Consider the following 22,534-nt stretch of genomic DNA (forward strand, 5'->3'; position numbering starts at 1 on the left):
GCCCACCGAGTCCCATAACTGTCCGCGCAGGTCGAGGACTGTCCACCACAGCTCAAGCCCCTTCGCGTAGCTAGACGCTGAGCGGGCAGGTCGTCAGCGGTCCGCTCCCGCAGGACGGGTCCGGGGCCGGTGAGCCTGGGGTCGGCAGGGACGCTGGTCGGTGTCTTGTCCGCGGTCATGACGGCATGCCGGTCGGATTGCCGGCAAGCACACAGGCAGCAGGCGGGTCGAGTTCGAGGGTCTCGACCCGGAGATGGGCGAAGCCGGCCTGGCTGAGCATGTCCTGGAGCTCTTGGGCGGCTCGGGCCGTGGTGTCCCGGGTGGCACCGGGGCTGCGGGGCTGGCTGACGAGCGCGATGCGTCCTGCGGGGCGCAGCAGGCGGCGCAGCTCACGAAGCCGCTCCACCGGGTCGGGCCAGAACCCCACGGAGTTGACGGCGAGGATGGCATCGAGCGGATCACCGAAGGCCGGCAGTTGCTCCACGGAGGCGTGCGTGAGGTGCACGCGGTGGGCGCGGACCGCGGCGGCGTTGCGACGGGCGGCGTGCCGGACCATGGCCTGCGAGTGGTCGATGCCGAAGACGTGGCCCCGGGTGGCGCGGCCGGCGAACTCGGCGATGGCGACGCCGGGACCGAAGCCGATCTCGAGCACCCGGTCGGTGGGCTGCACGTCCAGCAACGACACCGCCCAGATGTTGCGCTTCCGGTTGGAGGGGCGATGAGCGAACATCCGGCCGATCGTCCACCCGACCATGCCCCGGGGGCGATGGGCCTGGCCCACCAAGTATCTGATCACGCGTTGCTTGAGAGGTTTGCCTGCTGTCTGCACGATCGCCAGTCAACGGCTTCAAGTAGGCTTGAAGTCAAATGAGTGAGCAGTTGACGATCGGTGAGCTGGCGAGCCGCACGGGTGTCGCCACCTCCGCTCTGCGCTACTGGGAGGAGCTCGGCGTGCTCCCGGCGCCGGCTCGGGTCTCAGGCCAACGGCGTTATCCGCCATCGACGGTCGGGCTGGTCGGTGTGGTGTTGTTGCTGCGAGATGTCGGTTCCACCTTGCGGGAGATCAAAGCGTTCATCGCATCTCGTTCGCCGACCGGCGACGGCTGGCGGGAGCTCTACCAGCGCAAGCTCACCGAGCTGGATCAACGGATCGCCCGGGCTCAGGTGGCACGCACCGCCATCGCCCATGGTCTGGCCTGCCCGCATGCAGACCTCTTCGAGTGCCCCAACTTCGCCGCCGGCGTCGCGGCGCTCCTGTCGGGATGTTCTCTCGAAGAGGCCCATTCGCAGGTTCATTCGCACTAACCTGCCACCGACCGCCGCAGCCACCGACACCGCGGTCCGGCGCAGGTCACGCAGGTCCCAGCGACGAAGAAGACGGCCGGCAGCCCGTCGGCGGCCCAGGTGGTCAGGTCGAGGTTCGGGTGCAGCGCGGCGGGCCCTGTGGGGCGCCACCCGACGATCCTTTACCCCTCGGCCTCATCGCCTTCACCCGGTCGGCAAAAAGCTCGGGCACATCGTCACAGCTTCACAATGTGTGAAGCTACCTCAACCCATCGTGATCGAGCTGGAGAAGGCAGAAAATCCCAGCTCCCAGGCCACACCGGCAGCGACGGTTGGCAACTCAGGGGTTGATCCTTATCCCGACGGGCTGGTGGGCACGGTTCACCAAGCGTGGCTGATAGGGCCAGACCTCTGGCGCCGAAAGGAGCAGGCCGTAAATTGGGGTGATGGACCGGCTTCGCCTGGATGACCTTGATCGCGCCCTCGTGTCCGCGCTACAGGTGGATGCCAGGGTGACCTGGGGCAAACTGGCCGACGTCCTCGGGACCTCCGAGCGCACCATAGCCCGCCGGGTCCACCGCCTGACCGCGCCGGGAATCCTGCGGATCGTCGGGGTGGCGAGCCCGTACTTCGCCGGCTACGCCACGCCGCTCATCGTCCGCGCCCGCTGCGCCGCGGGTGCGGTGCCGTCGGTGCTGGGGAACCTGGCGCGGCGCAACGACACGTTGTGGGTGGATCTGCTGGTCGGCGGGCTGGACATCTGCTTCGTCACGTTCGCCGGGTCGCGGGAGAGCCGCAACGCGTTCCTGTTCAAGGAGCTGCCCGGGATCGACCACCTGACGGACGTGTCGGTGTACACGATGCTGCACAACTTCAGCGACGCCGAGATCTGGCACGGCGGCCATCTCACGGCCGAGCAGTACGCGGCGCTGCGGGCGGGCGTGCCGCAGGGCGAACCGCCGCACGGCCGCGACCTTTCCGCCGACGAGCGCACCCTGCTGTCGGTGCTCGCCCGCGACGGCCGCGCGGGCTACGGGGAGCTGGGCTCGGCGATCCACACCTCGGAGTCCACCGCTCGCCGCCGCTTCCTGGGGCTGGTCGAGGAGCGCGCGGTCGGCTTCCACGCCGAGATCGAGCTGTCGCTGCTGGGCTTCCACGCCGAGGTCATGCTGTGGATTTCAGTACGGCCCGCCGCCCTCGACCGGGTCGGCCGGGCCCTGGCGACGCAGCCGAACGTGCGATTCGCGGCGGCCACGACCGGCCCGGTCAACCTGGTCGCCTCGGTGTGCGCCCGCGACCTGCCGGAGCTCTACGACTTCCTGGTGGGCGTGGTCGGCGCCCTGGCGGAGGTGGACCGGATCGAGACCACGCCCATCGTCAGGACGGTCAAGCGTTCCGGGGTCCTGCGCCGCTGAAGGACCGGTGCCGCTTTCCGTCACGGTCCCCGGTGTTTCGCCTCTTTCGTTCAGCTTTGGTGTGCATCGTGGATTCGATCTCCCCTGTGTCCGCATCATGTGACCACCCCACAGGGAGGGACTATGCATCGGGTTGTTTTCCGAGGTGGAAGCGTCTTCGACGGCACCGGCAGCGCCGTACGGCGGGCGGACGTCGCGATCGAGGACGGCAGGTTCGCGGCGGTAGGGTCGGAACTTACGGGCGACGAAATCGTTCACGTGCCGGGCCTGACCTTGCTGCCGGGACTGTTCAACTGCCATGTGCACGTCGTCGGCTGCCTGCCCGATCCGACGGCCCGGCTCAAGACCCCCTTCTCACTGCAGTTCTACCAAGCGCTGCCCATCCTCGATCATCTGCTGGCCAGCGGGATCACCAGCGCCCGCGACTGCGCCGGTGCCGACCTCGGGGTGAAGAAGGCGCTGGAGGACGGCCTGATCAGCGGCCCCCGGCTGCAGATCTCGATCAACGCGATCTCGCAGACCGGCGGCCACATCGACGGCTGGACGCCGTCGGGCGAGTGCGTCTCGGAGTACTACGTGCCGCATCCCGGCCGCCCGCATCCTGTCGCCGACGGCCCGGACGAGCTGCGGACGCTGGTCAGAACGCTGGTACGGGCCGGCGCCGAAGTGATCAAGATCTGCACGACCAACGGTGGCGTCTGGCCCCGCGAGGAGTACCTGACGCCGCACTTCCGCAACGACGAGCTGGCCGTCATCATGGCCGAGGCCCGTGCCGCCCGCGTGCCCGTGATGTCGCACGCCTGCGGCGCGGAGGGTGTCAAGAGCGCGGTGCGCGCCGGGGTCCGCTCGATCGAGCACGGCACCTACCTCGACCGGGAGGCCGTCGATCTGATGGCAGAGCGCGGCACCTGGCTGGTCCCGACGCTGGTGCGCTTCCACGGCATGCTGGACCGCCCGGAGGTGGCGGCCAGGATCCCGCAGGCCATGATCGACGACGCCCGCCGGGTGGCCGACGCCAGCGCCGAGTCCTTCGCCCTGGCGCTGGAGGCGGGCGTGCGGATCGCGATGGGCACCGACATGCACGGCGGCGAGTTCCTCGACGAGCTCGGATACATGCACAAGTTCGGCATGCGGCCAGAAGCAGTCCTTGAGGCGAGCACCCGCTCGGCGGCACAGCTCCTGGGCTGGGACGAGGACCTGGGCACGATCGAGCCCGGCAAACGCGCCGACCTGGTCGTCGTGGACGGCGACCCGTTCGACTTCTGGGCGCTCAAGGGCGCCGTCAAGGCCGTCTACCAAGACGGCGTCCAGGTGAGTGCATCATGACCAGGCAGATCTTCAAGGGCGGACTGGTCTTCGACGGCACCGGCGCCGACCCCTACGCCGCGGACGTGGCCGTCGAGGATGGCCGGTTCGCCGCCGTGGGCCGCGACCTGCGCGGCGAGCAGATCGTGGACGTCCGGGGGCGCACCCTGCTGCCGGGCCTGTTCGACACGCACGTGCACGTCCTCGGCGTCGAGCCCGAGCTCCCGGTACGGCTGGCCGAGCCGTTCTCCTACCAGTTCTACGTCGCCATCAGGAACCTGCGCTCGCTGCTGGAATGCGGCATCACCACGATCCGCGACTGCGCCGGCGCCGACCTCGGCGTCAAGCGGGCCGTGGAGACCGGGCTCATCCCGGGACCGCGGATGCGGATCTCCATCACGGCGATCTCCCAGACCGCCGGACACATGGACGGCTGGACGCCCAGCGGCGAGTACGTGAACCCCTACTACCTTCCGCACCCCGGCCGGCCTGGGTCGATCGCCGACGGGCCCGAGGCAGTGCGCAGGCTGGTCCGCCAGACCGTCAGGGCGGGGGCGGACTTCGTGAAGGTGTTGTGCACCGACGGCCTGACCACCGATCCGCGCCGTACCCACTTCGGCGAGGCGGAGCTGGCGGTGCTGATGGCCGAGGCCAGGGCGGCCGGGCTCCCGGTCGCCGCGCACGCGATCGGCACCGAGGGCGTCAAGAACGCGGTCCGCGCGGGCGCCCGCTCGATCGAGCACGGCGCCTACCTCGACGAAGAGGCGGTCCAGTTGATGGCCGCGCGCGGCACCTGGCTGGTGCCGACCCTTTTCGTCGAGCCCGCGAACATGCCGGCCGTACTGGAGGCGGAGCGGGATCTCGGCGCGGTCCTGTACAAGGCGGCGGAGTTCGACCAGGCGCACGTGGCATCGTTCCGGGCGGCGCTCGCGGCCGGGGTGCCGATCGCGATGGGCACCGACTACGGCAACGACTGCGGCGCCAACCTCGTCCAGCTCCTCGTCATGCACGAAGCGGGCATGCCGGCCGAGCGGGTGCTGGTCAGCGCCACGTCCGCGGCCGCCGAGCTGATGGGGCTGGCCGGCGAGCTGGGCACGATCGAGCCCGGCAAACGCGCCGACCTGGTCGTCCTGGACGGCGACCCGTACGACTTCCGCGCCTTCAAGGACAACATCCGGGCCGTCTACCAGGACGGCGTCCTCCAGGTGGAGTCATGAAAGCCCTCCTGGTCGCGGGCATGCTGCTGCTCACCGCCTGCAGCGCGCCCGCCGAGCAGAGCCTCGTCCGGGCGGCGACGTTGCAAGCCTGGACCGGATTCAACCCGCACACCCCCAACCAGGGCAACTCCATCGGCCTGGCCATCGGGAACCTCATCTACCCGTCGCCGTTCGTGGTCGGGACCGACCTGCGGCCCGTCCTCAACCGCGACCTGCTCGACAGCGCGCACCTCACCGAGGCCTCCCCGCAGACCGTCGTCTACAAGATCAAGAGCGGTGCGCGCTGGTCGGATGGCACGCCGATCACCGCCGGCGACTTCGCCTACCTGTGGCGGCACATGAGCGGCCGGGTCAAGGACGCCCAGCTCGCCGCCGCCGTCGGCTACGACGCGGTCGCCGACGTGCGCTCCTCGGATTCGGGCGCGACCGTCACGGTCGTCTTCTCCCGCCCGTTCGGCGAGTGGCGCTCGCTGTTCGCCCAGTTGCTGCCCGCCCACTTCATGCGCGGCCGGGACTGGAACACCGGCCTGGCCACCACTGTGCCGCCCGGCGCCGGGCCGTTCACCGTAGCCTCCAACCAGGCAGGGCAGTACCTGCGGCTGCGCCGCAACCCCAACTGGAACGGCCCGCGGCCACAGCTCGACGGGCTGGACCTGATCTACGTCAAGGACACGCAGGCCGCGGTCCAGGCACTGGCCAACGGCGAGCTCGACCTGGCCGCGCTCGACCCGGGCCAGGGCACGATGAGCCAGCTCAAGGCGGTCCCGTACGTCCGCGCCGACCTGGTCGCCTCAACCGACCTGCAGCTCATGGCCTTCCAGTTCGGGCACCGGCGCACCGGGACGCCGGCCGTACGCCAGGCGATCGCGACCGCCCTGGACGTCTCCCAGCTCGCGGTGAAGACCTTCGGCCCCGAAGCCGCCGCGTTCCTGTCGGCCAACCACGTCATAGCCAGAGGCGCGCCCGGCTACACCGACAACCTTCCCGCCGGCTACGGCCGGGGCGACGCCGCGGGGGCGGCGCGCGTCCTGGAGGCGGCCGGCTACGTCAGGGGCGCCGACGGCTACTTCGCCGACAACGGCCAGGCGCTGGAACTGCGGCACACCGTGGCCTCGGGCTCCGCCATCGACACCCAGCTCGCCGTGCTGGCCCAGGCGATGCTGAAGCCTGCCGGGATCAAGCTGACCGTCGCCACTGTCCCGGACAGCGTCTACTTCGACCGGGTCCTGATCCCGGGCGACTACGACACGCTCTCCTTCCAGTACCCCGGCTCGGCCTACCCGGTGTCGTGGTCTCAGGCGCTGTACGGCTGCGAGGGCGGCTACAACTTCCAGCGCTTCTGCGACAAGCGGGTGGACGCGCTGTTCGCCAGGGCGATCGCGACCACCGACGAGACCCGGCGACTGCGCCTGGCCGACGGCATCGACGCCCGCCTATGGGACACCCTGGCCCTGATGCCGCTGTTCACCGTGCCGGCGCTCGTCGCGCGCAGCACACGGCTGACCGGCTTCCAGGCGCATCCGCTGAGCGAGTGGCAACTCGCCGGGGCCGCCTCCTGGGGCCTGACGTGAGCGCGCGCCTGCTCGCCTGGCCCGTCCTGGCATTGGTCGTCCTGGCGGCCGTGGCTGGCCCTTGGTGGTGGCGCTACGGCCACGCCGACATCACCGCGGCCGTGCTGGCCCCGCCGTCCGCCGCGCACCCGCTGGGCACCGGCCCGCTGGGCCACGACCTGCTCTCCCAGGTCGTGGCCGGCACGGGGCGCTCGTTGTCGATCGCGGCCGTGGTGGCGGTCCTGTCCACGGCGGCCGGGACCGTGGCCGGCCTTATCGCCGGGTACGCCGGAGGGTGGGCCGACGCGTTCGTCATGCGGACCATCGACCTGCTCACGACGATCCCGCTGGTCGCCGTGCTCGGGCTGCTGGCCGTGCGCCTCGGCGGCGGCACCTCGGGCTGGCTGGTCGTCGCGCTGGCGGTGTCGGCGTTCTTCTGGGCGCCGATCGCCCGGGTCATCCGCGGGGTGACGCTCTCGCTGCGCGCCAGCGACTTCGTCGCCTCCGCTCGGCTGGTCGGCGCCTCGACACCGCGCGTCCTGACGCGGCACCTGCTGCCGCACCTGGTCCCGCACATCGGCGTCGCGGCCACCGGCTACGTCGCCGCCGCCGTCGCGCTGGAGTCGGCACTGTCCTTCCTGGGTCTGGGCGTCCAGCCGCCCGACACCTCTCTCGGGCAACTCGTCGGCCAGGGCGCGCCGTACGTGTCCACCGCGCCCTGGCTGTTCTACGCGCCGAGCCTGACGATCGTGATCATCGTGGGCGCGGTGCACGTCGCGGGCGACGGGCTCACCGTCACGGACCAGCGACGATGACCGGCCACCTGCTGCGCCGGATAGCCGTGGCGCTGCCCATGCTCCTGCTGTCGACCCTGCTGGTCTTCCTCGCCGTCAGCTTCGCCGGTGATCCCCTCTCCAGCCTGCGCCAGCCGAACATCGCGCCGGAGACGCTGCGGTTGCGCGCGCACGAACTCGGCCTGGACCGCCCGGTCTGGGAGCGTTACGCGAACTGGCTCGGCGGCGCCGTCCGCGGCGACCTGGGCCACGACCTCAACGGGCAGAGCGTGGCGGCGGAACTGGGCCGGCGTGGCCTGGTCACCCTGCGCCTGGCCGTGCCCGCCCTGGCGCTGGCGATCCTGCTCGCCCTCACGACCGGATTCTGGGCGGCGGTACGGCGAGGCCGCTGGCCCGACCGGCTGATCGGCTTTGCCGTCGTCGTCCTGCTCACGCTGCCGGAGTTCTGGATCGCCACCGTCCTCAAGCAGGGCGGCATCACGCTCAACCGCTGGACCGGCGCCGAGGTCGTGGCGACCCTGGGCGACGCGCCACCCGGCGCCACGGGCTCGGCCGCCCACCTCGTCCTGCCCGTCCTGACGCTGGCCCTGACGGCCTTCCCGCTGTGGTCCCTCTACCAGCGGGCCGCCACGCTCGAGGTCCTCGACAGCGACTACCTGCTGCTGGCCAGGGCCAAGGGCCTGTCCCGCCCGCGGGTGCTGCTCCGGCACGCCCTGCGCACCTCCCTGACGCCCCTCGTCACGGTGGTCGCCCTGCAGGTCCCGTGGCTCGTCGGCGGCCTAGTGGTGATCGAGAACGTCTTCGGCTGGCACGGTCTCGGCGAGATGCTCGTCGAGGGCGTCAAGCAGCAGGACACCAACACCGTGCTGGCCTTCCTCCTCGTCTCGGCCGTCCTGGTCACCCTGCTCAACCTCCTCGCCGACCTGCTCTACGGCGTGCTCGACCCGAAGGTGACCCATGGCTGACCCGCTGCTGGCCGTCGAGAACCTGACCGTGCGGTGGCCCGCCCGCGACGGCGTGGTCACCGCGTGCGGGGACGTGGCCTTCACCGTGGAGCCGGACGAGACCTTCGCCGTCGTCGGCGAGTCGGGCTCCGGCAAGTCCACCCTTGCCCGCGCCCTGCTCGGCCTGCTGCCCGGGCACGCCAGGGTCAGCGGCTCGATCCGCTTCCGCGGCCGGGAGCTCGTCGGCCTCGGTGAACGGAGCCTGCGAGAGGTGCGCGGCGCGGGCATCGCGCTGGTCCCGCAGAACCCGCTCGGCTCGCTGAACCCCGTCTACCCAATCGGCCGGCAGGTCGTCGAGGCCCTGTGCGCGCACCGGCCGATGACGGCCCGCCGGGCGCGGGCCGACGCCGCCGACCTGCTCGCCGGCGTCGGTCTCGGCCAGGTGCTGAACGCCTTTCCACATCAGCTGTCCGGCGGCATGCGGCAGCGCGTGGTGATCGCGATGGCGATGGCGGGGCGGCCCGGCCTCATCGTCGCCGACGAGCCGACCAGCGCGCTCGACGCGACCGTGCGGGCGCAGGTGCTGCAGGCGCTGGACGCGGCCCGCCAGGCCACCGGCTGCGCGCTGCTGCTGATCACCCATGACCTGGGAGTCGTGGCCCGGCACGCCGATCGCGTCATGGTGATGAACGGCGGCGTCCAGGTGGAGACCGGGACCGCCGAAGAGGTGTTCGGGCGGCCGCGCATGCCGTACACCCGGAGGCTGCTCGACGCGGTGCCGCGCGGCGACGGGCGGCCCGCGGTGCCCGGAGCGCAGCCGCTGCTGCGGGCGAGCGAGCTGGTGCGGGACTATCGCGGCAGAGGCGGGCCGCGGCACGCGGTCCGCGGCGTCTCGCTGGAGCTGCGGGCGGGTGAGACGCTCGCGCTAGTGGGCGAGTCCGGATCGGGCAAGTCCACGCTCGGCCGCATGATCGTCGGACTTGACCGGCCCACCTCCGGCCACCTGGAGGTCGCCGACGGGGTGCGTGTGCAACTCGTCATGCAGGATCCCACCGCGGCGCTCAACCCCAAGATGACGGTGGGCGCGCTGGTGGGTGAGCCGCTGCGCATCCACGGCGGCCACAGCGCCGCGCGGGTCGCCGAACTGCTGGATCAGGTCAGCCTGCCGGCCACCGTCGCCACCCGCTATCCGGGCCAGTTGTCCGGCGGGCAGCGGCAGCGGGTCGCGATCGCGCGGGCCCTGGCCGTCGGCCCGCGGGTGCTCGTGCTGGACGAGCCGGTCTCCGCGCTCGACGCCGTCGTCCAGGCCGAGGTCATGGCGCTCCTGGACCGGCTGCAGCGGGACCTGGGGCTGGCCTACCTGTTCATCAGCCACGACCTCGCCCTGGTCGGCGAGATCGCGCACCGGACGGCCATCATGCGCGACGGCCGCGTGGTCGAGCACGGGCCGACCCGGGACGTCCTGGGCAGTCCGGCCCACCCCTATACCCGGACGCTGGTCGCGGCCGTGCCGCTGTCCGGCGATCACCCCAACCCTTGAGAGGAGACCGCGTGTCCCAGGGAAGATCCGTCGAGGTCAAGGACGTCGGCGTCGGACCGTTCACCTACACCGCGCAGAGCACGGTCAGCGGGGCGCCGCGCCGTCCAGTCGAGGATCCGCCGCCGGGCAGCTACGGCCTCGACCCCGAGACCGGCCGCTGGCGGCACCCGGCGACGGCGAAACCGGCCTGGGGCCCGCACCCGAGCCGATGGAGCCTCGATCACTACGACGAGAACGCCTACCTGCACAACACCAAGATCGAGGCGTTCTACCCGATCGTGGTCTGGCCCCGGCACAGCTGGGCCACGCCGGCCGACTTCGGCGGGCGGCGCGTCATGTACCACTACTACCGCCGCAAACTCGTCATCATGGACATCACGCTGCCGGACCAGGCCGAGATCCTGCTGGAGCGGGAGTACGACGACGTCGACGGCTTCGGGCCGATCGTCATCAAGGACAACCCCCGGCTCGGCAAGAAGATCATGATCCAGGCGCTGGAGATCCCGCGGTTCGGCGTGGTGGAGGACAAGTACATGCAGCCCGAGGGGGTGGCGACAGTCCGGGGCGACTGCATGCTGCGCGGCTTCAAGGTCTACGAGATGCACGGCCCGCTGCCCGACGAGTGGGAGCTGCTGAGCGAGGTCACCACCGACCCTCGCCGCACCGCCGGCCAGCGTCCCCAGGAGGGATCGGGCGCCATCGACGTGCCCGTCTACTTCGGCGGCGACTACCTCTATATCGCCGCCGCGCCTGATGACGACTTCCGCAACAACGAGTACAAGACGGTGCTGTGGGCCGGCGCCCAGCTGGTCTACGACCTGCGCGACCCCAGCCGCCCCAAGCTTCTGGACACGTGGTGGGCGCCGGGATCCCGCGCGGGGGAAGAGGACGTCTACAACCTCAACCCGCGCGCGGGCAACCAGACGTCATGGATGGGCGCCCGGATGCCGGTCTTCGTCCCGCACGAGGGCAGCAGGTACGGCTACGCCGCGATGGGCGGCTTCGGCATGTACATCCTCGACGTGTCGGACCCGGAGCGCATCCAGGCCGTCGGACACCTGGAACTCCCGCCCAGCGTGCCGGGCACCGAGTGCGACACCGTGGTCGTGGCCCGTGCCGAGGAGACCGGCATCGTGTACGTCAACGGCTATCCGCTCAACCAGGACGGCTTCGAGCCGTACAAGGAGATCTACGCCGTGGACGTCAGCGATCCCACGCGCCCGTTCGTGGCCGGGACACTGCCACGACCGGTGCCGCCGCCGGAGGCGCCGTTCACCGACTGGGTGCAGCGGCGGGGCATGTTCGGTCCCAAGCGTCCGGGCTACTACCTGTGTGACACCGGCACGCCGGATCCGCATGTCATGCCGTACGTCTTCTACAACGCCGGGATCCAGTTCTTCGACGTGAGCGATCCGGTGAACGCTTCCATCGCGGGCTGGTTCGTCCCTAGAATGTGCGATTTGTCGGTATCTGATGACATCGCCAATCCGGTGGGGAGCATGGTCATCGAATGGGACCGGCGCCTCATCTGGGCCTTCAGCAACCACGGCATCTACCTGATCTCCAGCCCGCTGCTGGGCGAACCCGTCCTCGGCGCCCCGTGAACGCGCCCAAGCGCGTCGTCCCCGTCCCCGGACTGGAGGATCCGTCGGCCTTCGGCTACTCCCAGTGCGTCACCGTCGGCCCGCTCGTCTACCTCGCCGGCCAGTGCGGCCTCGGCCCCGACCACGAGGTCGTCTCGCTCGACTTCGCCACCCAGGCCCGCCGGGCGCTCGACCGCGTACGGCTCGGCGTCGAGGCGGCCGGCGGCACCCTGGACGACATCGTCACCATGACGGTCTTCATCACCGACACCCGCATGGGACGCGTCTTCACCAGCATCAGGAAGGAGTACTTCAAGGACAGCTTCCCGGCCAGCGCGCTCATCGGCGTCAGCACGCTGATGCCACTCCACGCGCTGATCGAGATCCAGGCCACCGCCGTCGTGGGATCCGGGACCAACGTGCCGCGCCAGTAAGGCTCGGCCAGGAGTTGGCCGGCAGCCACGTGCCACCTCCCGGAGGCTTCGTGGACGGGCCAGACCTCATCTCGCCGTCCGCCGGGTGAGAGCAGATCGCCTTCTCCACCGCTGTGCCCAGGTTGTTGTGCCGGACCGGGCCGCCCTGCCGGGATCGCTCTCGTCGGGCTTCCCCGGTCCGCCCGCCGAACCTGGGCCGCTCGAATACTGAGTTTCGTGGGCTGAGCTGCGGTTAGGCGGCGTGGTGGTACTCGCTGATCGTGCCTGCGACGATGGGTTTTCGCCGGATGGATCGCAGGTCGTTGAGGTGGGTCGCGTCGCGGGCGGGCTGCGGTGCGGGCCCGTCTGGTGTGAGAGCGTGGCTGGCCGCGCCGGGACGTCGCGGGCGCCGGGACGACGTGGAATGGGCTGACCAGGGGCTGCGCCCCTGGTACCGCATCACGGGTGAGTGGCGGACAGGCCGCGGACCATTGTCGCGAAGGCATCGTCCCAGTGGCGGCTGCTTTGCGTGGGGTCTCCGAGCGCGCCGCGCAGTTGGAGGCTGCACAGCCCGTGGGCGAGGGCGTTGAGCCGGACGGCCAGGTCGTACGGCTCGGCGGGCGCGAACAAGCCTGCCTCCACGCAGCGTGTGACGGCGGTGACCAAGCTGTCGAAGGTGGGTTGGATCTGTGCGGCGGTCTCGGCATCGGGCCGGAATTCGGGGACCGGCCGGCCGAACATGAGCTCGTAGAGATGCGGGTTGGCCAGAGCACTGGCGCGGTAAGCGTGGCCGAGGGCCAGCAGGTCGGCGACGGGATCGTTGGTCCGTGGCACGGCGGCGAAGGCCTCAGCGAGACGTTCGAACCCCGACAGGAACATCTCGCGAACCAAGCCGGCCTTGTCGCCGAAGAGGTTGTAGACCGCCGTGGTGGACACGCCCGCGTGCTGGGCGACCCGGCGGGTGCTCAACGCGGACGGGCCTTCCCCGGCCAACAGGAGGCCACCGGCGTCGACCAGCTCGCGGCGGAGCTCTGCGTAGTCGCGGTTTCTGGGTCTTGCCATAGCCCCAAGAGTATCATAACGTCGTTACGTAACAGCGTTACAAAATCTTGAAACCGGAGAACCTCATGTCCGAACTGCACGTTGTACTCGGCGCCACCGGAGCAATCGGCAAAGCTGTCGTGGCCGAACTCACCGCTCGCGGCCGCCAGGTCAGAGCCGTCACCCGTGGCGCGGCCACTGGGCCGCGGGACCTTCGCGCCGACATCACCACGCTGGAGGGCGCGAGCGCCGCCTGTGACGGCGCCGCCGTCGTCTACCAATGCGCACAACCCGGCTACACGCGCTGGGCCAAGGAGTTCGCCGGCCTTACCCGAACCGTGCTCGCCGGAGTCGAGGCCGCCGGGGCCAAACTGGTGATGGCCGACAACCTCTACGTCTACGGGCCCGTCGAGGGCCCGATGACCGAGGACCTGCCCCACGCCGCGGACGGCTCCAAAGGCCGCGCCCGCGCCGAGGTGGACAGGCTCATCCTCGACGCGCACCGATCCGGCCGGATCCGCGCCACCCTGGGCCGGGCGTCGGACTACTACGGGCCCGGCGGTGTCAACACGGTCCTCGGCCCGCCTGTCTTCGCCGCCGCGCTGAACGGCAAGACCGCCCGCTGGATGGGCGACCTCGACCAGCCCCACACCCTCAACTATCTCCCCGACATCGCCGCCGCACTGGTCACCCTCGGGGAGCACGAACAGGCCGACGGGCGCGCCTGGCACCTGCCGGCCGCCGAGGCGATCACCGGCCGCCAGTTCCTCGACACCGTGTGGTCCACGATCGGTGCCACCCCTAAGATCGCCGGGCTCGGCCGGACCACACAGCGCCTCATCGGGCTGTTCAACCCCATCGTCCGCGAACTCGGCGAGACGTGGTACCAGCGCGACCAGCCCTTCGTCTCCGACGACACCGCCTTCCGCGATGCCTTCGGACCCGTCAAGGTCACCTCCCACGACCAGGCCGTATCCGCGACACTCGACTGGTATCGGCACCACCACCGGGAGGGTTAGCGGCCAGGTGGAACGCCCGGTCGCCCACACCAGAACGGTGATGCCGATCACCGACAGCACCCCGCCGAGCGGGTCCGCCTTGCGCCAGGGCCCGGTGGACTCGGGCATCAGCGCCACCACGGCGACGCTCGGTGTCGTCGAAGACGGTGATAATGATCGACAGGGTGCTCGGCAGCATCAGCGAGCTGCCCGGGGCTGGTGGCGAACGCCGCCGCCAGCGACGCCTGCCCCACAATCGGCCAACCCGATGATCATCATGCGGCGGCCGTAACGATCTGAAAGGCTTCCTGAGGCGAGCAGCGTGCCCGCGCTTTCCAAGATGCAGGCGTCGATGATCCACTGCACATCCTGGGCGCTGGCCCCAGCTCCTGCGTGAGCGACGGGATCGCCACCAGCAGCACGTCATTGTCGATCACCAGCACCAGCGTGCGGGTCATCAACACGCTCAGAATCCACCACCGCCGAGGGCTGCGTTCTATGACGTTCTGCCTTTCTGCGCACGCGTAGATCCTGTCCGTCGCCGCCCCCGTGAGCTTGGGAGACCGCGTCGATGGCGACGTTGATGGTGTTGCGGAAGTGTCGGCCTCGGCCGGATCCTGCGCCCTCTCGCGGCCAGGCGCTGGTCCATCGCCCGCATGCGGCAGCGCGCAGCCGCCACGTCCGGGCGATGTCAGCAGGCGCTACTGAGGCGGGAGGAAGGGCGAGCCGAACACCGCCTCGGCGATCTGGCTGAAGAGCGGGTACCAGTTCCAGTCGCAGTTGATGTTGACCGAGACCAGGCGTCGGGCGTCCGGGGTGCCCATGGTGAAGCTGGCGGCACCCAGCTCCACTCCGGCCACGATGTGGAGTACGCGGCCGTCGGCCAGCGCCCATTGGCTGACGCCGGTGCCGTAGCGGGTGTTGGGCATCCAGTCCCTGGTGGGGACCGTGTTCCACATCGTGCGATGCTGCGCGGGCGGCAGCAGCGAGCCGGTGATCAGCGCGTTGGTGAACCGGAGCATGTCGCTGGTGGTCGAAACGACGCCGCCGGCGGCCCACCCCCAGATGGTCCTGTCGGTGACGTCGACCGGATCGGAGTCGGGGCTCTCCAGGAGCGACTCGTAGTTGTCGGGCGTGAGGCTCGCAGGGTCAACGCCGTCCCTGAGGAACTGCCTGGTATAGATCCTGGCGTGCGGTCCCCGGAACCGGCGCTCCGCGAAGGGGCGCGCGTAGGTGCCGGTCAGTCCGAGCGGCTGGACGACCGTCCGGTCGACCTCGTCTTCGTAGCTTCGCCCGGTCGCCTTCTCGATGATCGCCCCGGCAAGGTGGTAGCCGCCGTTGGAATAGGCGAAGTCCGTGCCCGGCGCATACAGCGGCGGAGTGGCCATTTGGAGCTTCAGCAGTTCCTCGACGGTCCAGACGTCGTGGCGATGCGCGGCGAACCCGGGCCGGGTGTGGTACTTGCGCGCGATGTCGACGTTCAGGCCGGTGATCCCCAGGCCGCTGGTGTGGGTGAGCAACTGCCCAATGGTGATCTGACGGCCGTCGTTGCCGTTGCCGCGCACCACGCCGGGCAGCCACTGCTCCACGGTGTCGGTGAGGCTCAGCCTGCCCTCGGCCTCCAGCGTCAGCATCGCTGCGGCGGTGAACGTCTTGGCCCCGCTGCCGATGGTGAACTGCTCCCCGGGTTCGCGGCGACTGCCGGCCTCCAGGTCGGACAATCCGGCCGACCCGGCCCAGCCGCCGTCCTCGTCCTGCACCGCGGCGACGACACCGATCGTGCCGTACTCGGCCACCGCGCTGTGCAGCACCTGCTGCACGTTCTCGTTGCTTGCCATGTCACTGCCCTTCAGTCGCTGTCTCGTGATGTCCTCCACGATGTTCGGCGGCTCTGACAGGCCTCTTATATCCCTCTTCCAGCCGGCATCGGCTCGCTGTAAGAGCGGCTGTCCTTGCCCGTTAGCCTGTTGCGCATGCGGATTGAGCTGCTGGGGCCGGTTCTGGCGTATACCGACGACGGCGCGCCGATCGACCTGGGCGGCACCAGGGTTCGCGCGCTGCTGGCCAAGCTGGCACTGGCCGGGAATGACGTGGTGTCCGTCGATTCGCTGCTCGATGCCCTGTGGGGCGAGCATTCCTCCGGAGGCACCGTCAACGCGTTGCACGCACTGGTGCACCGGCTGCGCAAAGCCCTGGGCGGGGCAGGGGTCGTGGAGACGGTGGCCGGCGGGTATCGCCTGTGCCTGGGCCGGGAGCAGGTCGACGCGGTCCGCTTCGAAGAGCTGGCCAGGCGAGGCAGCCGTGAACTGGCCGCGGGCGCCGCGCAACGGGCGGCCTCGCTGCTGGCGGACGCGCTGGCGCTGTGGCGTGGAGAGGCACTGGCCGACGTCCGCGGCATTCCCTTCGCCGGTACGGCCGGCGCGCGCCTGGACGAACTTCGAATCGGCGCCACCGAAGACCGCTTCGAGGCGGAGCTGCGGCTCGGGCGCCATGGCGAGATCCTGGCCGATGTGGAGGCGGCGGCCACGGAGCATCCGCTGCGGGAACGGCTGGCAGGGCTGCGGATGCGGGCCCTGCATGCGGCGGGCCGCAAGTCCGATGCGCTGGCGGTGTTCGACAAAGTCCGCGACACGCTCGCCGAAGAGCTAGGCATCGATCCCTCCCAGGAGTTGCGCAAGACGCACCTCGCCGTGCTGCGGGGTGAGCTGGAGATCCCCGAGGGGGGACAGGTCCAGCCCGCGGCGGTGCGAGACAGGCTGCCGGCCCGGCTGACCAGCTTCGTCGGCAGGGAGGAAGAGTTGAGGTCGCTGGCCGGGCTACTGGAGACCTCCCGGCTGGTCACCGTCATCGGACCCGGAGGAGTGGGCAAGACCCGGCTGGCCGTGGAGGCGGTGAGTCGGCATCGGGCCCATCGGCGCGGCAGGGTCTGGCTCGTCTCCCTGGCCACGGTGAACACGGCTGACGGTCTGCTGGAAGCGGTGCTGGGCTCGCTCAGCGTCGCCGAAGCCCAGCCGTCCGGTACACCGCTGGAACGGGTGGTCAACCTGCTCGCCGGAGGGGAAGGCCTGCTGGTACTGGACAACTGCGAACAGATCTCCGAACCCGCCGCCGAGCTCGCCGGACAGCTGCTAGAGCGCCAGCCGTACCTGACCATCTTGGCCACAGGCCGAGAGCCGCTCGAGGTCATGGGAGAGACGCTGTGCCGCCTCGGCCCGCTCGCCCTGCCCGACGCGCACGCCGATCCAGTTCGAGCGCGCGAATCGGCCGCCGTACGGCTGTTCCTCGACCGGGCGGCAGCCGTACAGCCCAGCTTCGTCCTGGATGCGACCACCGCGGCCCCGATCGTGGACATCGTGCGCCGGCTGGACGGACTGCCGCTGGCGCTGGAGCTGGCCGCGGCGCGATTGCGGACCATGAGCGTCGACCAGGTCTCCCGGCGGCTGGATGACCGCTTCCGGCTGCTGAGCACCGGCAACCGGACCGCCCAGCCCCGCCAGCGGACCCTCCATGCGGTCATCGAGTGGAGCTGGGATCTCCTCACCTCACAAGAGCGCGCACTGGCCGCCCGGATGTCAGTGTTTCCGGCGCGCACCGGCATGGCCGCGATCGAGGCGGTCTGCGCGGACTCGGCTGGGGCGCTTCCCGCGGACGAGGTCGGCTACCTCCTGGACTCCCTGGTCGACAAGTCCATCGTGGAACGGACCGGCGACACCTACCGAATGCTGGAGACCATCCGGGCCCATGCGGCGGACAAGCTCCGGCTCGCGGACGAGGACGAAGCCGTCCTGCGCAGGCGGCTCACGCGGCACTTCGCCGACGTGGCCGAGGAACACGAACCGCGGCTGCGCTCGGACAAGCAGGCGGAGTCCCTGCGGCTGTTCCAGTCCGAGTACGACAACCTGATGTACGCCCTGCAAACAGCCATCCACAGCGGCGACGCCTTGGGCTCCGCCCGGATTCTCGGGCCGCTGTACTGGTATTGGGTCATGCACCACTACGACACCCGCGCCGAGGACTACCTCGCCAAGGTCGCCGAGTTCGGCGACGCGCTGCCCGCAGACGCCCGCGTCGCGTTCACGGCGATTCACCGGGTGAGTGCAGAGGGCGGGCCGCTCACCGACGCCGAACAGCTGCGCGCGCTCATCGCCGAATGCGTGCGCACGGGCGCACTGCGGCGTTACCCGATGCTGCTGACGATCGTGCTGGTGATGGCGCCGCTACTCGGGCTGGATGAGCTGGCCGACCAGGAGATCGCCCGGGTGCGCGGCGGCTCGGACCGCTGGGCGATCGCCTGCACCTTCATGATCGAGGCCCTGATGCATCGCGAACGGGGCGATTGGGACAGCTCCGCGACCGCGATGACCACGGCGTTGCACGCGTTCGAGGAGGTGGGCGATCGCTGGTGGGCGGCGAAGGCGCTGTACGGCCGGGCGCAGATCCATGCCATCGCCGGTGGCCACGACCAGGCGATCGCCGCCTACGAAGACAGCCTCGCGATCGCCACCGACCTCGGCTCGCAGGACGAGATCTCGACCCGGCTGGGGCTCGCCACCGAACGCATGCGCGCCGGCGACCTGACAGGCGCCCGACACGACTTCGAGGCCGCCGAACGAGCGGCCTGGCACCGTGGTCAGCCGGCGCTGGAGATCGAGGTTCTCGGTGTCCTGGCCGAGCTGTACCGCCGCTCCGGAGAGGTCGAACGCGCCGATCAGGAACTCGACCGGATGGAGACACTCACCCGCACGCTGACCCTGTCGGCCGAGAGCACCGACAATCGGCTGCTCCTCGCTCGGGTGGTCAACCTCCTCACCGCCGGGAACGCCGTACGCGCCCGCGAACTGCTGCCCCGCGCCGTCCAGGCCGCGCAAGCGATCAGGGACGTCCCCTCGGCCGCTCAGCTCCTGGCCAGACTGCTGTTCCTGGAGGGCGATCCGGCCGGCGCGGCCACCGCGCTCGGCCTGAGTCAGGCCATCCGCGGCACCTTCGACCACGGCGACACCGAACTGCGTTCCCTTGTCGAGGTGCTCACGGAACAACTCGGCCGCACCGACTACGACATCGCCCACCAGCGGGGCGCCGACCTGACACCCCATGAGGCCACCGACTGGCTCACAGCACTGGGCGTTTAGAGCATCGGCCGGACCAGAGCTGATCTTGTCCCCCGCCTGCCCCCGCGTCCGGGGACAGTGCGCCTGCCGAAAACTACACGATGCAGCAAGCCCGCAACCTGGTGATGGACCTGGGAGAGCGCATCACGGGGCTGCGGTTCGTGATCCACGATCGGGACCCGCTCTTCACTGTCGCCTTTCGGGAGGTCTTCACAGCCGAAGGGCTTCGGATCGTCACCACTCTGCCGCGGACGCCGAGGATGAACGCCATCTGCGAGCGAGTCATCGGCACCCCGCGCCGCGAACTGTTGGACCGGATCCTGATCCTCGGTGAACGCCAACTGGCCCTGGTGCTTCGGCAGTACCTGATCCACTACAGCAGGCACCGGCACCAACAGCCCCCGGACGCCGCAACGCAGTCCGCCCGAGACGTGACCGAACTCAACGATCCGCGATCCATCCGCCGAAGACCCGTGTGCTGACCGACACGGTGTGGGAGATGGAGACCCGGTGGCCCAATGCCGGGTGGGAGGAGCGAATGCGCCGGTCGTCGAAGCGGCTGCCGGACGGCCGTTCCGGGTGCGCGCGGCGGGCGCCTCGGACGGTGCTCCGGTGCCGGTCTGAGGTGGATTTTCCGCCCCGCGGATATGCTCTCTCTGGCCACCGCGGTCGCCGCAGTGCTTATCGTGCGCTGCACCGTGGCATGAAGGATCAGTCCATGTTGATGGCAGATCTGAGTGCCACCCGACGAGAGCGCTGGAAGTGATACCGGACCGCCTCGCCAACCCAGTCCTTCTCGATGATCGCCGCGATCCGGCCGCCGTCGGCGTTGGGGAACAGCCCCATCGCCAGCTCGCACGCGGACAGCAGGGCCAGGAGGGCAGCGGTCCGCCTGCTCGGCGGCTCACCGCCGAGCGCCAGGTCGATACGGCCGCGGATCTCCAGCCTCAGGCTGGGGTCTGCCTCCGGATATCGCTTGTTGCGGAGCATGGTCGTCCGCATGGACAGGGTGCCTCGGAAGATGAGCCGGTCCAGCAGGCGTTGCGCCCGCTGCGCGGAATACAGCCTGTTGAACCACTCGAGGACTCCGATCGGGGCGGTCTCACCGGCCAGGGTGCTCAACACGTCGTCGAGCTCCCCGTCGCCGGTCGCGGCCGCGTCCAGCACCCGGATGTTTCCGTTCCGCATGTCGATCCGGTTTCGGACGGCAAGCTCGGAGAGGACGCCGGCGGTGCTGACGAAGCCAAGGGGTTCCGGGGCGAGGAGGGGGCGGCCATCCGTCTGGTACGTCAGGAGAACGAGCTCTTCGGCGATCATCAGATCCGGGTCATCCATGGTTCTGGAGTCTGGCCGACGCGGACTGTTCAGGGTAGTCCGCCTCAGCATGCCCACGCCTCCGGTCCCGGACCGCCGTTCCCGATGGGGAACAAGTCGTCGAGCTTGCTCAGCACGTCCGCGGAAAGGAGCGGCTGCTTGGACCGGAGGACCCGGCCACCCGGAGCAACCACGCCTTCTGGACGCGACGGGCGGGAGATGCGGTCGGGGCGTGCGATTGGTTCGCCGAACCGCTGCCAATGGAGGAGCGGGTGCTTGGTGTTGACGATCCCGACACGATGAGCATGCGGGAAGCGTTCGCCCACTACACGACTCTGCTCGGCCCTCTGCTCCCGAAGCTGACCTGACCCCGGCCCCGAAGTAGGGGTGCCGGTAAGAATCGCGTCATGAGCCCCAGCCGCGGCCGCCGGCTCGCCGTCGACCAGCACGGCGACCTCGAACGGCCCTTCACTGCGGCGATCGCGGTGAGATGCCTCTTGACGCCTACCTGCGGGCGGGGTATTTCCTGTTTAGGAAAGTTTCCTAAACAGAACCCGCGCAAGTCGCCCTTCGAACGAAACCGGAGGAAGCGCACGTGAGGCTCAGGGAGCGAGTCGCGGCCATCTCCGCCGCGATGCTCAGCGCAGGACTGGTGCTGAGCACCACCACACCGGCTCACGCCGTCCCCGACAACTGCACCGTGAACACGTATGGCGTCTGGATGGTCACGAGTACGTGCACCACCGGCACCGGAGAACATCGCGTCTCCGCCGTCTACATCAACTCCGGCGGCCACCCGCAGTCGGCGACGGGGGACTGGGCGCCGGTGGGTGGCCTGTCCGTCGCCTACACCAGCGGTTACGTCACCTACTCGTGGGTGGCGAAGCGCGGCTGACCGGCGCCCTCCTCCTGAGGCTCCGCCGTACGCCCGCCCGCCACACCCGCCACCTGAACGACGCACCCGGAGGTAAGCGCACGAATGCGCTTGCCTCCGGCTCCATGGTGAGAATCGACCCGGCCAACCTGCTGGACCAGCTGAGAGCGCTCGTGCCCACGAGAATGACGATGTCTACACAACGGATGCCTGGATCGTGCACCGGGTCTACGAACTGATCCCGGAGAGCACTCCCGACGACTACGGGGTTGAGGAGCGCCGGAGCAGAGAATGGCTCTACTCGTCGGTAATAAGCTCAGATCAGACAGTACAACCAAGACCATCGCCCGCTACGGCCTCGTCGACCTTTTGCGTATTGATGAGGTCTTGTCGCAAGAGTTCCGCTTCGCCTCGCGCTCTTGCATGAGCCTGTGGGCCTCCTCCGCGGCGGCGGCCCACTTCCGGTTGATCTCTTCGGGTCGGCGATGGCCGCATTCGATGGTGTTCCCGGCGCGGTCGGTCACCTGCGCGTAGCAGTCGCCATTGTCGATCCAGACAGCGATGTTCTCGATTCCCGCTGCCCGATCCTCGTCGTTCACCCAGCAGGTGATCGAGAAGGCTTGATCGTCGCCGGTGTAGTCCGACCGGACTTGGAAGACCTCTCCCGGCGCCAGCCAACGGTCCTCGCCCAGAGGCTCCAACCACATGATGAGCCATCCCGTGTTGTCGTTGCGAACCTCCATGACGGCCATGACCCCACGATATGCGCTTCGCACTGATGGGTGTCAGGGGGTGAGCGACGATGCGGTCAGGCTGCGTATTCCAAGGCCGCTGCGACGTTGTCGCTGAGTTCGTCGGCGCGGGCGAGCGCGCTGCGGAGCCTTTCGATCTCAAGTTCTCGGGCGGCGATTTGTCCGACCCGCTGCCGGGTTCCACGCTTCGCGCTCTTGAAGCAGCGCTGGCACACCGTTCAGCATTTGACGCTCAGCCCCTCACGAGTGTGCGCGGCGCTTGGTCTCACCCACTTCGAGCACGGATAGCTCAGGTGAATCCTGCCGAGAAGCCTCAATAGGGCGTTCCGTTCCGTCGCCGAACCGGTACCACCCGGTGCCGTAGCCGGAATGCTCCTGCGGAGCGAGAGTGGCGCCGGGGAC

General features: G+C 69.8%; 20 protein-coding genes. 14 read left to right on the top strand and 6 right to left on the bottom strand.

Going from position 1 to position 22,534, the window contains the following annotated elements:
* Positions 1 to 175 precede the first annotated feature (175 nt).
* Positions 176 to 730 (bottom strand): class I SAM-dependent methyltransferase, encoded by a 555-nt coding sequence (locus tag ACIBI5_RS06785; protein ID WP_397243951.1) that lies wholly within the window; start codon positions 728 to 730, stop codon positions 176 to 178.
* 137 nt (positions 731 to 867) lie between these two features.
* Here ACIBI5_RS06785 and ACIBI5_RS06790 point away from each other — a divergent pair, with 137 nt between their 5' ends.
* The 10 genes from ACIBI5_RS06790 to ACIBI5_RS06835 all read left to right on the top strand — a co-directional run bounded on the left by ACIBI5_RS06790 (position 868) and on the right by ACIBI5_RS06835 (position 12,066).
* Entirely contained in the window at positions 868 to 1,305 is a 438-nt protein-coding gene (locus ACIBI5_RS06790; protein WP_397243953.1) for a MerR family transcriptional regulator, read from the top strand.
* A gap of 425 nt (positions 1,306 to 1,730) precedes the next feature.
* Positions 1,731 to 2,699, top strand: a complete 969-nt coding sequence (locus ACIBI5_RS06795; protein ID WP_397243955.1) for an Lrp/AsnC family transcriptional regulator — start codon at positions 1,731 to 1,733, stop codon at positions 2,697 to 2,699.
* A 123-nt stretch (positions 2,700 to 2,822) separates the two neighbouring features.
* Positions 2,823 to 4,025, top strand: a complete 1,203-nt coding sequence (locus ACIBI5_RS06800; RefSeq protein WP_397243957.1) for an amidohydrolase family protein — start codon at positions 2,823 to 2,825, stop codon at positions 4,023 to 4,025.
* Positions 4,022 to 5,221 carry an amidohydrolase family protein gene (locus ACIBI5_RS06805; protein WP_397243959.1) on the top strand — a complete coding sequence of 400 codons (1,200 nt, stop codon included), beginning with the start codon at positions 4,022 to 4,024 and terminating at the stop codon, positions 5,219 to 5,221. Before ACIBI5_RS06800 ends, ACIBI5_RS06805 begins: the two co-directional genes overlap by 4 nt.
* Entirely contained in the window at positions 5,218 to 6,792 is a 1,575-nt protein-coding gene (locus tag ACIBI5_RS06810; protein WP_397243961.1) for an ABC transporter family substrate-binding protein, read from the top strand. Before ACIBI5_RS06805 ends, ACIBI5_RS06810 begins: the two co-directional genes overlap by 4 nt.
* Entirely contained in the window at positions 6,789 to 7,586 is a 798-nt protein-coding gene (locus ACIBI5_RS06815) for an ABC transporter permease (RefSeq protein ID WP_397243963.1), read from the top strand. Before ACIBI5_RS06810 ends, ACIBI5_RS06815 begins: the two co-directional genes overlap by 4 nt.
* Positions 7,583 to 8,530 (top strand): ABC transporter permease, encoded by a 948-nt coding sequence (locus ACIBI5_RS06820; protein ID WP_397243965.1) that lies wholly within the window; start codon positions 7,583 to 7,585, stop codon positions 8,528 to 8,530. The genes ACIBI5_RS06815 and ACIBI5_RS06820 overlap by 4 nt, the downstream gene beginning before the upstream one ends.
* A complete protein-coding gene (locus tag ACIBI5_RS06825; protein WP_397243967.1) occupies positions 8,523 to 10,049 on the top strand; it encodes a dipeptide ABC transporter ATP-binding protein in 1,527 nt (508 codons plus the stop codon). The genes ACIBI5_RS06820 and ACIBI5_RS06825 overlap by 8 nt, the downstream gene beginning before the upstream one ends.
* 11 nt (positions 10,050 to 10,060) lie before the next feature.
* Entirely contained in the window at positions 10,061 to 11,653 is a 1,593-nt protein-coding gene (locus ACIBI5_RS06830) for a hypothetical protein (RefSeq protein ID WP_397243969.1), read from the top strand.
* On the top strand, positions 11,650 to 12,066 hold the full coding sequence (locus tag ACIBI5_RS06835) for a RidA family protein (protein WP_397243971.1): 417 nt from the start codon (positions 11,650 to 11,652) through the stop codon (positions 12,064 to 12,066). The genes ACIBI5_RS06830 and ACIBI5_RS06835 overlap by 4 nt, the downstream gene beginning before the upstream one ends.
* A 438-nt stretch (positions 12,067 to 12,504) precedes the next feature.
* Here the strand turns inward: ACIBI5_RS06835 and ACIBI5_RS06840 are convergent, their stop codons facing one another.
* Complete coding sequence (locus tag ACIBI5_RS06840) at positions 12,505 to 13,107, bottom strand: TetR/AcrR family transcriptional regulator (RefSeq protein ID WP_397243973.1); 603 nt, start codon at positions 13,105 to 13,107, stop codon at positions 12,505 to 12,507.
* Between the two features lie 65 nt (positions 13,108 to 13,172).
* On the opposite strand from ACIBI5_RS06840, the gene ACIBI5_RS06845 reads away from it, so the two are divergent.
* A complete protein-coding gene (locus tag ACIBI5_RS06845) occupies positions 13,173 to 14,105 on the top strand; it encodes an NAD-dependent epimerase/dehydratase family protein (protein ID WP_397243975.1) in 933 nt (310 codons plus the stop codon).
* A gap of 254 nt (positions 14,106 to 14,359) precedes the next feature.
* Here ACIBI5_RS06845 and ACIBI5_RS06850 read toward each other — a convergent pair whose 3' ends face one another.
* Both ACIBI5_RS06850 and ACIBI5_RS06855 read right to left on the bottom strand, forming a co-directional pair.
* Positions 14,360 to 14,542, bottom strand: coding sequence for a hypothetical protein (locus ACIBI5_RS06850; protein ID WP_397243977.1), 183 nt, complete (start codon positions 14,540 to 14,542; stop codon positions 14,360 to 14,362).
* A gap of 243 nt (positions 14,543 to 14,785) precedes the next feature.
* Positions 14,786 to 15,922, bottom strand: coding sequence for a serine hydrolase domain-containing protein (locus ACIBI5_RS06855; protein ID WP_397243979.1), 1,137 nt, complete (start codon positions 15,920 to 15,922; stop codon positions 14,786 to 14,788).
* A gap of 135 nt (positions 15,923 to 16,057) precedes the next feature.
* On the opposite strand from ACIBI5_RS06855, the gene ACIBI5_RS06860 reads away from it, so the two are divergent.
* A complete protein-coding gene (locus ACIBI5_RS06860; protein ID WP_397243981.1) occupies positions 16,058 to 19,213 on the top strand; it encodes a BTAD domain-containing putative transcriptional regulator in 3,156 nt (1,051 codons plus the stop codon).
* An 80-nt stretch (positions 19,214 to 19,293) separates the two neighbouring features.
* The gene (locus ACIBI5_RS06865; protein WP_397243983.1) at positions 19,294 to 19,674 is read left to right on the top strand and encodes an integrase core domain-containing protein; all 381 of its coding nucleotides are present in this window, start codon (positions 19,294 to 19,296) and stop codon (positions 19,672 to 19,674) included.
* Positions 19,675 to 19,903: 229 nt separating this feature from the next.
* Here ACIBI5_RS06865 and ACIBI5_RS06870 read toward each other — a convergent pair whose 3' ends face one another.
* Entirely contained in the window at positions 19,904 to 20,509 is a 606-nt protein-coding gene (locus tag ACIBI5_RS06870; RefSeq protein ID WP_397243985.1) for a GPP34 family phosphoprotein, read from the bottom strand.
* A 592-nt stretch (positions 20,510 to 21,101) separates the two neighbouring features.
* Here ACIBI5_RS06870 and ACIBI5_RS06875 point away from each other — a divergent pair.
* Positions 21,102 to 21,401 (top strand): hypothetical protein, encoded by a 300-nt coding sequence (locus ACIBI5_RS06875; protein ID WP_397243987.1) that lies wholly within the window; start codon positions 21,102 to 21,104, stop codon positions 21,399 to 21,401.
* A gap of 329 nt (positions 21,402 to 21,730) precedes the next feature.
* Here the strand turns inward: ACIBI5_RS06875 and ACIBI5_RS06880 are convergent, their stop codons facing one another.
* Positions 21,731 to 22,132 carry a hypothetical protein gene (locus tag ACIBI5_RS06880; protein WP_397243989.1) on the bottom strand — a complete coding sequence of 134 codons (402 nt, stop codon included), beginning with the start codon at positions 22,130 to 22,132 and terminating at the stop codon, positions 21,731 to 21,733.
* Positions 22,133 to 22,534 lie beyond the last annotated feature (402 nt).

The sequence above is a fragment of the Nonomuraea sp. NPDC050540 genome (genome assembly GCF_044457485.1).
In the GTDB taxonomy this organism is placed as follows: domain Bacteria; phylum Actinomycetota; class Actinomycetes; order Streptosporangiales; family Streptosporangiaceae; genus Nonomuraea.